At 74.6% G+C, this 14,201-nt stretch carries 13 protein-coding genes; 9 read left to right on the top strand and 4 right to left on the bottom strand.

The annotated features are described in order from the left end of the window. Positions 1–10 precede the first annotated feature (10 nt). Both MUU72_RS20565 and MUU72_RS20560 read right to left on the bottom strand, forming a co-directional pair. The gene (locus MUU72_RS20565; protein WP_248014793.1) at positions 11–415 is read right to left on the bottom strand and encodes a pyridoxamine 5'-phosphate oxidase family protein; all 405 of its coding nucleotides are present in this window, start codon (positions 413–415) and stop codon (positions 11–13) included. After that, a complete protein-coding gene (locus MUU72_RS20560; protein WP_372503230.1) occupies positions 355–690 on the bottom strand; it encodes a Uma2 family endonuclease in 336 nt (111 codons plus the stop codon). Before MUU72_RS20560 ends, MUU72_RS20565 begins: the two co-directional genes overlap by 61 nt. Positions 691–922: 232 nt before the next feature. Here MUU72_RS20560 and clpB point away from each other — a divergent pair, with 232 nt between their 5' ends. Both clpB and MUU72_RS20550 read left to right on the top strand, forming a co-directional pair. Next, complete coding sequence (gene clpB / locus MUU72_RS20555; protein WP_248014792.1) at positions 923–3,562, top strand: ATP-dependent chaperone ClpB; 2,640 nt, start codon at positions 923–925, stop codon at positions 3,560–3,562. Positions 3,563–3,688: 126 nt separating this feature from the next. After that, positions 3,689–4,225, top strand: coding sequence for a type III secretion system chaperone family protein (locus tag MUU72_RS20550; protein ID WP_248014791.1), 537 nt, complete (start codon positions 3,689–3,691; stop codon positions 4,223–4,225). Between the two features lie 103 nt (positions 4,226–4,328). Here MUU72_RS20550 and MUU72_RS20545 read toward each other — a convergent pair whose 3' ends face one another. Both MUU72_RS20545 and MUU72_RS20540 read right to left on the bottom strand, forming a co-directional pair. Continuing rightward, the gene (locus MUU72_RS20545) at positions 4,329–5,603 is read right to left on the bottom strand and encodes a hypothetical protein (RefSeq protein WP_248014790.1); all 1,275 of its coding nucleotides are present in this window, start codon (positions 5,601–5,603) and stop codon (positions 4,329–4,331) included. Between the two features lie 137 nt (positions 5,604–5,740). Beyond that, entirely contained in the window at positions 5,741–6,934 is a 1,194-nt protein-coding gene (locus tag MUU72_RS20540) for a pyridoxal phosphate-dependent aminotransferase (protein WP_248014789.1), read from the bottom strand. A 222-nt stretch (positions 6,935–7,156) separates the two neighbouring features. On the opposite strand from MUU72_RS20540, the gene MUU72_RS20535 reads away from it, so the two are divergent. The 7 genes from MUU72_RS20535 to fbaA all read left to right on the top strand — a co-directional run bounded on the left by MUU72_RS20535 (position 7,157) and on the right by fbaA (position 14,104). Then, positions 7,157–7,498, top strand: a complete 342-nt coding sequence (locus MUU72_RS20535; RefSeq protein ID WP_248014788.1) for a hypothetical protein — start codon at positions 7,157–7,159, stop codon at positions 7,496–7,498. A gap of 363 nt (positions 7,499–7,861) precedes the next feature. Beyond that, positions 7,862–8,380, top strand: a complete 519-nt coding sequence (locus MUU72_RS20530; protein ID WP_248014787.1) for a DUF2617 family protein — start codon at positions 7,862–7,864, stop codon at positions 8,378–8,380. 121 nt (positions 8,381–8,501) lie between these two features. Beyond that, a complete protein-coding gene (locus MUU72_RS20525; protein WP_248014786.1) occupies positions 8,502–10,268 on the top strand; it encodes a polyamine aminopropyltransferase in 1,767 nt (588 codons plus the stop codon). A gap of 98 nt (positions 10,269–10,366) precedes the next feature. Further along, positions 10,367–11,338 carry an SRPBCC domain-containing protein gene (locus MUU72_RS20520; protein ID WP_248014785.1) on the top strand — a complete coding sequence of 324 codons (972 nt, stop codon included), beginning with the start codon at positions 10,367–10,369 and terminating at the stop codon, positions 11,336–11,338. A gap of 79 nt (positions 11,339–11,417) precedes the next feature. Then, positions 11,418–12,245 (top strand): aldose epimerase family protein, encoded by an 828-nt coding sequence (locus tag MUU72_RS20515; RefSeq protein WP_248014784.1) that lies wholly within the window; start codon positions 11,418–11,420, stop codon positions 12,243–12,245. Positions 12,246–12,288: 43 nt separating this feature from the next. Then, on the top strand, positions 12,289–12,831 hold the full coding sequence (pyrE, locus tag MUU72_RS20510; protein ID WP_248014783.1) for an orotate phosphoribosyltransferase: 543 nt from the start codon (positions 12,289–12,291) through the stop codon (positions 12,829–12,831). A gap of 250 nt (positions 12,832–13,081) precedes the next feature. Next, positions 13,082–14,104, top strand: a complete 1,023-nt coding sequence (gene fbaA / locus MUU72_RS20505; protein WP_248014782.1) for a class II fructose-bisphosphate aldolase — start codon at positions 13,082–13,084, stop codon at positions 14,102–14,104. Positions 14,105–14,201 lie beyond the last annotated feature (97 nt).

Below are 14,201 nucleotides of genomic sequence, written 5' to 3'. Positions count from 1 at the left end.
AAAGGGGCGCTCAGGCCCGTCCGAGGGCCCGGGTCACGGCGATCTCGACGGCCACGCGGTCGGGGTTGGACGCCGGGGTCCGGCCGTACCGCTCGGCGTACCGCCGCACCGCGTCGGCGACCGCCGCGGCGTCGGTCCGCACCCGGGCGATGCCCTCCAGGGTGGCCCAGCGGCCGCGGTCCACCTGGCAGACCGCCACCCGCGCCCCGCCGGCGCCGGCCGCGAGGATGTTCTTGACCTTCGTGCTGTCCTTGCGGGTGATGACCCGCGCGATCCGCTGCCCGGCGTCGTAGGTGACCCCGACCGGGACGACGTGCGGCGTGCCGTTCGCGCGCAGCGTGGTGAGGGTCGGCATCAGGTACTCGCCCCAGAAGGCGAGGTAAGCGGGGGAGAGCGCGTCGAGGTCGTGGGCCATGGGGGCCAGGGTAATCGGGGCCGGGGCCTCACCCCCCGGTCAGAGGAGTTCGCCGGTGTCCAGGTCGGAGGAGAAGGGGGCGGGAGGGGGAGGGGCTTGCCGAAGGGGACGGTGGTGTGGGCCGTGTAGTCGTCCGCCGTGGGGTCGCTGAGGAGCGTCACCGCGGACGTGTCGCGGTCGATGAGGAGGTGGGGTGGGAGGGCGGCGCGGGCGTAGCAGTGGCGCTTGGCCACCCGGTGGTGATCGGGGTTGCTTGAGGTCACCTCGACGACCATGGTGACGCCGTCACAGGGCATCAGGACTCGGCGCCCCGGAACAGGTGCTCGTGGTCGACGGCCGGTGTCGGCGGCGCGGCCCGCGAAGGGGACGGTTGCCGGAGGTCACCCGGAAGCGTGATCGAGCGCCTTGAGTGGAATAGACTCAACTTATCGCACGTTGACCAAGGCAGGAATCGGGTAGGGAAGCGCGCGGAGCGCCGGACGGACGAACGAGGAGGACCAGGCAGACGTGGACGCCGAGCTGACCAACAAGAGCCGGGAGGCGCTGAACGCCGCCAACGAGCGGGCGATCGCCGCCGGGCACGCGGACATGACGTCCGCCCATCTCCTGCTCGCGATGCTCCAGGGGCAGGACAACGAGAACATCATGGACCTGCTGGCGGCCGTGGAGGCGGACGCCGCCCAGCTGCGCTCCGGGGCCGAGCGGCAGCTCGCCGGGCTGCCCAGCGTCCAGGGCTCGACGGTGGCGCCGCCGCAGCCGGACCGCGAGCTGCTCGCCGTCATCGCGGACGCGGCGCAGCGCGCCAAGGAGCTGGGCGACGCCTACCTCTCCACCGAGCACCTGCTCATCGGCCTCGCGGCCAAGGGCGGGCGCATCGGTGAGCTGCTGGAGCAGCAGGGCGCCACCGCCAAGAAGCTGCTGGCCGCCTTCGAGGCCGGCCGCGGCGGCCGCCGGGTGACCAACCCCGACCCCGAGGGCACGTACAAGGCGCTGGAGAAGTTCGGCACGGACTTCACCGCGGCGGCCCGCGAGGGCAAGCTCGACCCGGTCATCGGCCGGGACCAGGAGATCCGCCGGGTGGTGCAGGTGCTCTCCCGCCGGACGAAGAACAACCCGGTGCTGATCGGCGAGCCGGGCGTCGGCAAGACCGCCGTCGTGGAGGGCCTGGCCCAGCGCATCGTCAAGGGCGACGTCCCCGAGTCGCTGCGCGACAAGCGGCTGGTCGCCCTCGACCTCGGCGCGATGGTCGCGGGCGCGAAGTACCGCGGTGAGTTCGAGGAGCGGCTGAAGACCGTGCTGGCCGAGATCAAGGCCAGCGAGGGGCAGATCATCACGTTCATCGACGAGCTGCACACCGTCGTCGGCGCGGGCGCCGGCGGCGACTCCGCCATGGACGCGGGCAACATGCTCAAGCCGATGCTGGCCCGCGGCGAGCTGCGGATGGTCGGCGCGACGACCCTGGACGAGTACCGCGAGCGGATCGAGAAGGACGCGGCGCTGGAGCGGCGCTTCCAGCAGGTGCTGGTCGCCGAGCCGACCGTCGAGGACACCGTGGCGATCCTGCGCGGCCTCAAGGGGCGCTACGAGGCGCACCACAAGGTCCAGATCGCCGACTCCGCGCTGGTCGCCGCGGCCACCCTCTCCGACCGCTACATCACCTCCCGCTTCCTCCCCGACAAGGCCATCGACCTGGTCGACGAGGCCGCCTCGCGGCTGCGCATGGAGATCGACTCCTCGCCCGTCGAGATCGACGAGCTCCAGCGCTCGGTGGACCGGCTGAAGATGGAGGAGCTGGCGCTGCGCAACGAGACCGACGCCGGGTCCGTGCAGCGCCTGGAGAAGCTGCGCAAGGACCTCGCCGACAAGGAGGAGGAGCTGCGCGGCCTGACCGCCCGCTGGGAGAAGGAGAAGCAGAGCCTCAACCGCGTCGGTGAGCTCAAGGAGCGCCTGGACGACCTGCGCGGCCAGGCCGAACGGGCCCAGCGCGACGGCGACTTCGACACCGCCTCCAAGCTCCTCTACGGCGAGATCCCCGGCCTGGAGCGGGAGCTGGAGGAGGCCGCCGAGGCGGAGGCCGAGCAGGAGGCGGCCAAGGAGTCGATGGTCAAGGAGGAGGTCGGCCCGGACGACATCGCCGACGTGGTCGGCTCCTGGACGGGCATCCCGGCCGGGCGCCTGCTGGAGGGCGAGACCCAGAAGCTGCTCCGGATGGAGGAGGAGATCGGCAAGCGGCTGATCGGCCAGCGCGAGGCGGTCAGCGCGGTCTCCGACGCGGTGCGCCGCACCCGCGCCGGGATCGCCGACCCGGACCGCCCGACCGGCTCGTTCCTCTTCCTCGGCCCGACCGGCGTCGGCAAGACCGAGCTGGCCAAGGCGCTGGCGGACTTCCTCTTCGACGACGAGCGGGCGATGGTCCGGATCGACATGTCGGAGTACGGCGAGAAGCACTCCGTCGCCCGCCTGGTGGGCGCGCCCCCCGGCTACGTCGGCTACGAGGAGGGCGGCCAGCTCACCGAGGCGGTCCGCCGCCGCCCGTACAGCGTGGTGCTGCTGGACGAGGTGGAGAAGGCCCACCACGACGTCTTCGACATCCTGCTCCAGGTGCTCGACGACGGCCGGCTCACCGACGGCCAGGGCCGTACCGTCGACTTCCGCAACACCATCCTCATCCTCACCTCCAACCTCGGGTCGAACTTCCTCATGGACCCGCTGCTGAAGGAGGAGCAGAAGCGGGAGAAGGTGCTGGAGACGGTGCGCGCCGCCTTCCGGCCGGAGTTCCTCAACCGCCTGGACGACGTGGTCGTCTTCCACCCGCTGGGCACCGAGCAGCTGGAGCGGATCGCCCGCCTCCAGCTGGCGCACCTCCAGCGCCGGCTGGGCGACCGCCGGCTCACCCTGGATGTCACCGACCGCGCGCTGGGCTGGCTCGCCTGGCTCGGCCGCGAGCCGGTCGTGGACGCCCCGGCCCCGGACCTCTCCTACGGCGCCCGCCCGCTGCGCCGCCTGGTCCAGACCGCCATCGGCGACCAGCTGGCGCGCGCCATCCTGGCCGGCGAGGTGCTGGACGGGGACACGGTCCGGGTGGATGTCGACGGGGCCGCGGACGGCGAGCGGCTGTCGGTCCAGGCGGTCCGCCCCGGCGCCTGACGCCGCCCGGGGCCGGCCCCCCGCGGCCCCGCCCCGCCCCCGTACGCGCCGGTCCGGCGCCCGCACTTGCCAGGACCGGGCGCGTATGGGGGAGGATGGCAGGGACCATACGAAGGGAATTCCACGGTGAGCATCGACCCGTCCTCGATTCCGAATTTCGGGGGCCAGCCCGAACCGCAGCCGTCGGGGCCTGATGGTCCCGTCGTCCCCGACCAGGACCTGGTCAAGCAGCTCCTTGAGCAGATGGAGCTGAAGTACGTCGTCGACGAGGAGGGTGACCTCGCCGCCCCGTGGGAGCAGTTCCGCACGTACTTCATGTTCCGTGGTGAGGCGGAGCAGGAGATCTTCTCCGTCCGTACGTTCTACGACCGCGTCCACGGCATCGACGAGAAGCTGAAGCTGCTGGAAGCGATCGACGACTGGAACCGCCGGACGCTCTGGCCGAAGGTGTACACCCACACCCACGACGACGGCACCGTCCGTCTGATCGGTGAGGCATCGATGCTGGTCGGCACCGGTGTCTCGCTCGAACACTTCGTGTCGAGCACGGTCAGCTGGGTGCGTGCCTCGATCGAATTCGACAGGTGGATCGTCGAGCAGCTCGGTCTGGAGGCCGAGATCGAAGGCGACTCCGACAACAAGCCGGGCGAGGACGAGGGCTGACTGCCCCGCCGCGCCCCGGCTGCCCGGGCCCCGGATGCCGACACCGTCGGACCGGGGCCCGTGTCGTACCCGGCCGGGCGGCGGGCCCCGGACCGGCGCGGCCTCACAGCGGCACCGCGGCGAGGGTGAGCAGGTAGGCCCCGTAGCCGAAGGAGAACGCGGCCAGGCCCCCGGCGACCAGGGCGGCGGTGCGCGTACGGGCCCGGGCCAGCGCCAGCGCCGCGGGCAGCAGCAGCGGGAAGGCCGGCAGCAGGAAGCGCGGCTTGGACGGGAAGTAGTGGGTGCCGCCGAGCGCCAGCACGACCAGCGCCGTGGTGAGCACCAGCAGCGCGGCCGGCGGCCGGTCCAGCACCAGCAGCGCGTACAGCAGCAGCGCCACCGCGACCACCGCGGCCGCCATGAGGTACGCGGGCGGTGCCCCGGCCAGCACCAGGTGCCGGACCTCGTGCAGCGCGTCCCGCCCGAAGTCGAACCGCGACCCCCAGCGCTCCTGCACGGCGAAGTAGCCCAGCGGCCCGCCGCCGCTGCGGGCCCCGGCCCACAGCACGTACCCGGCCCACCCGGCCGGCGCCAGCACCGCCCCGACCGCCAGCCGCACCCCCGGCACCCGCCCGCCCGGCGCGGCCCGCGCGGGCTGCCCGGCGCGCGCAGCCCGTCCGGCCCGTCCGGCCCACGCGCCCCCGCCGCGCCCGCCGCCCCGGCCCGTCCCGCGCTGCCGCCACGCCTGCACCGCCGCCCCCGCGACCACCGCCAGCGCCACCGCGAGCCCGCTGGGCCGGGCCAGCCCCGCCGCCGCGGCCAGCGCCCCGGCCCACACGAACCGCCGGGTCAGCAGCGCGTACAGCGACCACGCGGCCAGCGCGGTCAGCAGCGCCTCGGTGTACGCCAGCGACTCGATGACGGCGTGCGGCAGCACCGCCCACAGGACCACCAGCCAGATCCCGGTGCGCCGCCCGTGCAGCCGCTCCCCCACCGCGAAGATCCCCCAGGCGGCCGCCAGCGCCGCCGCCCACGCCACCGCGAGACCGGCGTTCACCGCCCCCACCGGGACCACCGCGGCCACCGCCCGCACCAGCCACGGGTACAGCGGGAAGAACGCCAGGTCGGCCAGCGGGACACCGGGCCACCGCCCGGGCGGCAGCGCCGCCCCGTAGCCGTGCCGGGCGATGCTCAGGTACCACGCCGAGTCCCAGGAGGTGCCCAGCAGCGTCCGCGCGTGCCGCCCGGTGCGCCAGGCCCACCCGGCCGCGCACACCGCCCCGGCGGCCCGGAGCGCGGCGAACAGCACCAGCGCCGTCCGCGCCCGCCGCGCCGCCGCCCCGATCCGCCCCCGGCGCGCCGCCGCGCCCCCGCCCCCCGCCACGGCCCCGGCGCCCACCGCCCACCTCCACTCACCCGTTCCCGCCCCGACTCTCAAGGCCCCCACCCCACCCCGCCAGCGGGGGTGGGCGATCGGGTGGCGGCCCGGACGGGGCGGTGCGGGGCGGTGCGGAGCGGACGGGTCCCGCGCCGCCCCTACAGCCGCTTCAAGCGGGACGCGGCCTGTTCCAGGACGGTCGTGGACTTGCAGAAGGCGAAGCGGACGAAGGGGGCGCCCTCGTCCTGGTGGTCGTAGAAGACCGCGTTGGGGATGGCGACGACGCCGGCGCGTTCGGGGAGCGAGCGGCAGAAGGCGAAGCCGTCGCCGCCCTGGGAGCGGGCGGCGCCCAGGGGGCGGATGTCGGTGGTGATGAAGTAGGTGCCGGCCGGGCGGAAGACGCCGAAGCCGGCGTCGGCGAGGCCGGCGGCGAGGATGTCGCGCTTGGTCCGCAGGTCGTCGCGGAGCGCGCTGAAGTAGGAGTCCGGCAGGGCCAGCGCCTCGGCGACGGCGTACTGGAAGGGCCCGGCCGAGACGTAGGTGAGGAACTGCTTGGCGGAGCGGACCGCGTTGATCAGCGCGGGCGGGGCGGTGACCCAGCCGACCTTCCAGCCGGTGAAGGAGAAGGTCTTGCCGGCCGAGCCGATGGTGACGGTCCGCTCGCGCATCCCGGGGAACGACGCCAGCGGCAGGTGCTCGCCCTCGAAGACCAGGTGCTCGTAGACCTCGTCGGTGACGACCAGGAGGTCGCGCTCGACGGCGAGCGCGGCGACGGCGGTCAGCTCCTCGCGGGAGAGGACGGTGCCGGTGGGGTTGTGCGGGGTGTTGAGGAGGAGCAGGCGGGTGTCGTCGGTGACGGCGTCGCGCAGCTCGTCGAGGTCGAGGTGGTAGCGGCCGGTCTCCGCGGACGGGCGCAGGGTCACCGGGACGCGGCGGGCGCCGGCCAGCGCGATGCAGGCGGCGTAGGAGTCGTAGTACGGCTCCAGGGCGATGACCTCGTCGCCCGGTTCCAGGAGGGCGAGGAGCGAGGCGGCGATGGCCTCGGTGGCGCCGGCGGTGACCAGGACCTCGGTGTCCGGGTCGTAGCCCGGCCCGAGGTGCCCGTAGAACCGCTGGTGGTGGGCGGCGACGGCGGCGCGCAGCTCGGGGACGCCGGGGCCGGGCGGGTACTGGTTGCCGCGGCCGTCGCGCAGCGCGCGCACCGCGGCCTCCCGGACCTCCTCCGGGCCGTCGGCGTCCGGGAAGCCCTGGCCGAGGTTGATCGCGCCGGTGCGCTGGGCGAGCGCCGACATCTCGGCGAAGATCGTGGTGCCGAAGGCGGCGAGGCGTCGGTTGAGCAGCGGTCGGTCCATGCGCGCCATCCTGCGCCGAACCTCTGGAGTTCCTCAACTGTGCTTTGAGCCGCGGGGGGCCGGGGCAGGAGCCCCGCACCGAGGACCGCGGCGGCCGCCGGGGGCGGCCGGCGGCCCGGCGGCGCGGACGGCGCCGCACAGCGGCCCACCCGGTGGCGCACCGGGGGCCGGCGGGGAGAAGGAGCCCCGCGTCGGGGGACGGAAGGAAGAGGGGGGCGAACGATGATCGGTCTGCTGGTTTTCGCCGGGATCGTGGTGGTGCTGCTGGCGATCGTGGCGGCCGCCGTGCGCGGCGGCCGCAAGAACGGCCGGACGTCCGGCCGGTATCCGCGGTCCGGCGGCAGGAGCAAGGGCGGGAACAGGAGCAACAGCAGCAGTGGCGGCGGGAGTTGGTGGGCGGCCGGCGGGGGTGCGGACTCCGGTTCCGTGCCGGACGGCGGCGGGCACCACGGGCACCACGGCCACCATTCCTCGTGCGGCGGGGGCGGCGGCCACCACGGCGGGCACTCCTGCGGCGGGGGATCGTCCTGCGGCGGTGGGGGCGGCTGCGGCGGAGGGTCCTGAAAGAGGGCGCCCGGGGCGGGCGGTGCGCCCCCGGCGCGCTCGTACCCGCCCCCTCGGCGGGCGCACCCGCACCGTGCTCCTGCGGCGCCGCACGGGCACCGCGAGGATGGCGGAAAGCAGCCCAACAACCTTTGTGGGATTGGTCGTTGAACAGGTGAACTGCATGGCCCTCTAGGGATGGAAACCAGGGCGAAGATGGGTAAAAACGCTGTGGCCGCCGCCGCATCCGTGATTCCCTCTCCCTTGAGAATCCCCCAGTTCTCGGACCCCGCGTGGGCACGAGCCGGCAGGCAGTCATTCATCCCTGATCCCCATCTCGGGCGGGCCGGCCCACCATCCCCTGCGTGCTTGCGGAGCCGACCCATGCTCACCACCTTGAAAACGGCTTATACCGATACCCGAGCATCCGACCTGGCCTGGGCCCTGGGCAGGGAACCCCTGCCGGCGCTGGCCGTACTGAACCTCCAACTGGACGGCGCCCGCGTGCAGTTGAGGCTGCTGGGCGCCTCGCACCAGGTGCTGCTCGACGAGGAGCACGGCGCCTGTTCCGAGACCGTCGCCTGCATGCCGGGCAGCAGCACGCCGCTGCCGCTCGGCGTGGCCAAGCGGCTGGGTGACTGGGAGTACGAGTTCGCCGCGCACGTCGAGACGCTCTCCCGCGGCTCGTTCGCCGGCCGGGCGCAGGAGCTGCTGGCGCTGGTCGCCGAGCATCCGCACGGCCTCGCCGGCACCTTCCCCGGCTCGCCGCACGCCTTCACCGCGATGCTGGCGCAGCGCCGGCACGGCCAGGTGCGCTGGCGCACCTGGCACGCGTACCCGCAGGAAGGGCGGCTGGTGGCCACCCGTACGCGGGTCGGGGTGCGGGCGGCGGTGGCCGCCTGACGGACCGGTCCGCCGGGCCGGCGCACCGGTCGGACGGCGCGTGCAACGGGTGTGCCCGGCACCCACACTGCACTCGTGTGGGTGACCTATTGCGACCGTTTCGTCACGTAGCGTTCATGTCATGATCGACCTGCCAGAGTCTCTCGCCGCCGGTGCCCGCGGGCCGTCGGAGCGCAGGGCGCCGGCGCGACTGCCGGTGCCGGCCCGGCTCGGCCGGCTGCTGGTCCTCGCGGTGGTCTTCGTCTGCGCCGCCTGCGGCCTGGTCTACGAACTCGAACTGGTCGCGCTGGCCAGCTACTTGAGCGGCGACTCGGTCACCCAGGCGTCGGTCGTGCTCTCCTCCATGGTCTTCGCGATGGGCGTCGGCGCGCTGCTGGCCAAGCGGCTGCGCTGCCGGGCCGCGGCCGGCTTCGCCGCGGTCGAGACGGTGCTCGCGCTGGTCGGCGGCGGTTCGGCGATGGCGCTCCACGCCTGCTTCGCCTGGCTGGGCCAGTCCCGCACCGCGCTGGTCGGCTTCTCGCTGGCCATCGGGGTGCTGGTCGGCGCGGAGATACCGCTGCTGATGACGCTGATCCAGCGGGTGCGCCGGCAGGACGCGGGCGGTGCGGTGGCCGATCTGTTCGCCGCGGACTACGTCGGCGCGCTGGTCGGCGGGCTGGCCTTCCCGTTCCTGCTGCTGCCGTGCCTGGGGCAGCTCAGCGGCGCGCTGGTCACCGGCGCGGTCAACCTCGTCGCGGGCGCGGTCCTGGTGCTGTGGCTGTTCGGCGGCGACCTGACCGCCCGGGCGCGCTGGGCGCTGGCCGGCCTCACCGTCGCGGTGCTGGCGCTGCTCGGCGCGGGCGTGGCGCTGTCCGGCCCGTTCGAACAGGCCGCGCGCCGCGCGGTGTACGGGACGGCGGCCCGGGTCGCCGAGCAGACCGGCGTCCAGGAGGTGGTGCTGACCGGTGGCACGGGCGGCGCGCCCGGAGCCGGTGCCGGGCGCGCGAGGAAAGGTTCCGGCAGACCGCTGGAGCTGTTCCTCGACGGCCGGCTGAAGGTCAGCTCGGACACCGAACGGGCCTACCACCAGGCGCTGGTGGGCCCGGCGATGGCCGGCGGCCCGCACCGCCGGGTGCTGGTCCTCGGCGGTGGGGACGGCCTGGCCGTGCGCGAGGTGCTGCGCTACCGCGCGGTCCGCGCGGTGACGGTGGTCGAGCTCGATCCGGAGGTGGTGCGGCTGGCGCGCACCGACCCGGGGCTGTCCGCCCTCAACCGCCACGCGTTCGCCGACCCCCGGGTGCGGGTGGTGACCGCCGACGCCTTCACCTGGCTGCGCCGCCGGGCCGGCGGGCCCGCCGCCGCCCGTGCGGAGCGGTACGACGTCATCGTCTCCGACCTGCCCGACCCGGGGATCACCGCCAGCACCAAGCTCTACTCGCAGGAGTTCTACGGCCTGGCCCTGCGGGTGCTGGCCGGGGACGGGCGGCTGGCGGTGCACGCCGGCCCGCCGCGCACCCGGCCGCGGACGTTCTGGACGGTGGAGACGACCCTGCGCTCGGTGGGGCTGCGGACCCTGCCGTACCGCATCCCCGGCCGGCCGCCGGGATTCTCCGGCGGGCCCGAGCGGGCGGTGCCGCGGCACCGCCCGGCACAGGGGGCGGAGCCGGCCGGACCGGAGCCGGGCGCCCGGTCCGGCGGTGCCGAGCGGCTCACCGGCGCCCCGGACCGGGCGCGGTACTGGGGGTTCGTCCTGGCCGCCCGGCGGCCGCCCCGGCTCGGCGCGGCGCCGGACGCCCCGCCCGGCGCCGTCGGACCGGCCGACCTGCGGGCCGGCTCCCGCGCCGAGGCCCGCGAGCGCATCCCCGGCCTGCCGCCCTCGACCCTGATGCGCCCGCGGTACCTGGAGTGAGCACGGTGCCCACCGGGCCGGCGCCGGTGCCCGTATCCGCCGGAAGTTCGCGCCGCGGCGGGCGCACGGGCCGGGGGTGCTGGGTAGGCTCCCGTGTCATGGAGCACGAGGTGTACGTTCCGTTTCCCGTCCGGACGGTGCGGCAGGCGCTCACCGAAGCCGAGCGCGTGGCGCGCTGCGTTCCCGGAGTCCAGCTCGACGCCGAAGCCGCTCCGCGGCGCCCGCAGGGCCGGCTGCGGCTGCGCGTCGGAAGCTCCACCATCACCTACCGCGGCACGCTCACCGTCAGCGGCGGCCCGGCGGACGGCGCCCCGGCGGCCGGGGGCGCGGCGGACCCGGTGACCGTCGAGGCGGCCGGGACCGAGACCCGCGGCGAGGGCACCGTCGCGCTGACCCTGACCGTGCGGCTGGCCGCGGCCACCGAGCCCGGCCCCGGGACGACGCTGGTGTGCGCCGGCACGGTCCGCAGCACGGGGCGGCTCGCGGCCGCCGGCGACCGGGCCGCGGAGACGGCCGGGCGGCGGCTGCTGGAGCGTTTCGCGGAGAACCTCACCGCGGACCTGGGCGAGCGGCCGCCCGCCGGGGCCGCGGAGGAGGCCACCGGTCCGGTTCCGCAGAGCATCTTCGACACCGAGGTGCCGCCCCCGTCGCTCGATCCGCTCAGCGATGCCGAGGACGACGTCAGCGTGGTCGCCGACCCCGACGACCCGCAGGGGCCGGAGGCCGCCGCCCCGGCGGACGCGGACCGGTCCGGGACCCCGGCGGCGGACGGCACCGCGGCGGACGGTTTCGCGGACGAGGCGGAGGACGGGCCGGACGCCCTGGACGGGGCCGCCGCTCCCGGCGACCTGGCGGACGAGGCGCCCGCGGAGGCCGCGCACGCCCGCCGGACGATGATCGGGCGCAGCGCGGAGGAGGTCGACCACGCCCCGCCGCGCGGCCGGTACGCACCGGTGCCCGCGCCGGAGACCGGTTCGGGCTCGGTGCCGCTGCGCTGGGCGGCGCCGGCCGCCGCGGTGGTGCTGGCCTCCGCGGTGGTGGTCGGACGGGTGCTGCGGCGGCGCCGGTGACCGGCCGGGCCGGGACGCGGACGGTGCGGCGGCGGCCGGCTCCGGGTGCGGTGGCCCGCGCACCGTTAGGGTCGCTTCCGTGAGCACCGAGAACACCACGCAGCGCGCGGACGGCGTCCGGCTCCGGGCCGGCGACGCCGAACTGACCGTCCACCCGGAGAACGGCTGCCGGATCGGCAGCCTGCGCGTCGGCGGCACCGAGCTGCTGCGGCAGGGCGACAAGTACGGCTGCTTCCCGATGGTTCCGTGGTGCGGCCGGACCGACCAGGGGCGGTTCCGCAACGGCGGTCACCTGCACCAGCTGCCGGTCAACTCCCCGCCGCACGCGATCCACGGCACCGGCCGTGACCTGCGCTGGCGCACCGCGCGGACCGGCACCGCCGCGGCCGCCTTCACCTACGACCTGTCCGACCCGGCGGCCCCCTGGCCGTACCCGGGGCAGGTCACCCAGCTCGTCGAACTGGCCGAGGACGGCGGCTCGCTCACCCTCACCATGGGTGTCGAGGCGGCCGGCGACTCCTTCCCGGCCCAGGCCGGCTGGCACCCGTGGTTCCTGCGCAACCTCGGCGAGGGCGGGGACGTCCGGATCGACTTCGCCCCGGAGTGGCAGGAGGAGCGGGGCGCCGACCACCTGCCGACCGGCCGCCGGATCACCCCGCTGCCCGGCCCCTGGGACGACTGCTTCGGCATGCCGCGCGGCGTCGAGGTCACCCTCACCTGGCCCGGCCGGCTGGAGCTGACGGTCGCCAGCCGCGCCGAGTGGGTGGTGGTCTACGACGAGCAGGAGGAGGCGGTCTGCGTCGAGCCGCAGTCCGGCCCGCCGAACGGACTGAACACCGCCCCGCGGCTGGTCACCCCGATCGACCCGCTGGAGGTCTCCACGACCTGGAGCTGGCGCACGCCGTAGGCGGCGGACGCCGGGGGCGGGGCGCTGTCCTAAGCTCGTGCGCATGACGGACGACGTGCGCGGCGCGCTGCTGCAACAGATCAAGGACAAGGCCGTGGTGCACGGCAAGGTGACGCTCTCCTCCGGCAAGGAGGCCGACTACTACATCGACCTGCGCCGGATCACCCTCGACAGCGAGGCGGCGCCGCTGGTCGGTCAGCTGATGCTGGACCTCACCGCCGGCCTCGACTTCGACGCGGTCGGCGGGCTGACGCTCGGCGCCGACCCGGTCGCGACGTCCATGCTGCACGCGGCCGCCGCCCGCGGCCGCCGGCTGGACGCCTTCGTCGTCCGCAAGGCGCAGAAGGCCCACGGTATGCAGCGCCGTATCGAGGGCCCGGACATCACGGGCCGCCGCGTCCTGGTGGTCGAGGACACCTCCACCACCGGCGGCTCGCCGCTGACCGCCGTCGAGGCGGCCCGCGAGGCGGGCGCCGAGGTGGTTGCGGTTGCGACGATCGTTGACCGCGGTGCGGCGTCGGCGATCGACGCGGCCGGGCTGCCGTACCTCACCGGCTACCAGCTCGGCGATCTCGGCCTGAGCTGAGCGCCCCTCCGGGCACTCGCCGCTGACCTGCGGTTTTGCCGCGCTCGGCGATGTTTCACGGGAAACCTGCGCCTGGTTTCACGTGAAACATCGCCCGCCGTTGCCCGGGAAACCGCGCCCCCTGCGCACAGGGCCGCCATACGGGCGATGTGGACCCGCCCGGTGAGTCTGGGAAGATGTGCCACGGCGAAGTCGTCGCCCCCTGGTCAGGGCCAAGAACGCACACCCCGCACACACAAGGAGCGGACAGATGCCCATCGCAACCCCTGAGGTCTACAACGAGATGCTGGACCGGGCGAAGGCAGGCAAGTTCGCCTACCCGGCCATCAACGTGACGTCCTCGCAGACGCTGCACGCAGCGCTGCGCGGTTTCGCCGAGGCCGAGAGCGACGGCATCATCCAGATCTCCACCGGTGGTGCGGAGTTCCTGGGCGGTCAGTACAACAAGGACATGGTCACCGGCGCGGTGGCGCTCGCCGAGTTCGCGCACGTGGTCGCCGAGAAGTACGACGTCAACGTCGCGCTGCACACCGACCACTGCCCGAAGGACAAGCTGGACGGTTACGTCCGCCCGCTGCTGGAGATCTCCGCCGAGCGCGTCGCCAAGGGCCGCAACCCGCTCTTCCAGTCGCACATGTGGGACGGTTCCGCCGAGAACCTCGCCGACAACCTCTCCATCGCGCAGGAGCTGCTGCCCCGCGCCGCCGCCGCCAAGATCATCCTTGAGGTCGAGATCACCCCGACCGGCGGCGAGGAGGACGGCGTCACCCACGAGATCAACGACGAGCTGTACACCACGGTCGAGGACGCGCTGCGCACCGCCGAGGCGCTGGGCCTGGGCGAGAAGGGCCGCTACCTGCTCGCCGCCTCGTTCGGCAACGTCCACGGTGTCTACAAGCCGGGCAACGTCGTGCTCCGCCCCGAGCTGCTGAAGGACCTCCAGGAGGGTGTCGGCGCCAAGTACGGCAAGGCGGCGCCGTTCGACTTCGTCTTCCACGGCGGCTCCGGCTCCACCGCCGAGGAGATCGCCACCGCGCTGGAGAACGGCGTGGTCAAGATGAACCTCGACACCGACACCCAGTACGCCTTCACCCGCCCCGTCGCGGACCACATGTTCCGCAACTACGACGGTGTGCTGAAGGTCGACGGCGAGGTCGGCAACAAGAAGACCTACGACCCGCGCAGCTGGGGCAAGCTGGCCGAGGCCGGGATGGCCAAGCGCGTCACCGAGGCGTGCGCCAACCTGCGGTCCACCGGCACCAAGCTGAAGTAGGCGCCGGGCCGCACCGCGGCTCACCGGGCCCCGCCGCCGTTCCGGCCGCGGGGCCCTTCGGCGTCCTGGGGGCGGCGGGCCGTACGGCGGACGCGCG

This window comes from Streptomyces rhizoryzae (assembly GCF_023155275.1).
Classification (GTDB): domain Bacteria; phylum Actinomycetota; class Actinomycetes; order Streptomycetales; family Streptomycetaceae; genus Streptomyces; species Streptomyces rhizoryzae.
This window is presented reverse-complemented; position numbering and strand designations above follow the sequence as displayed.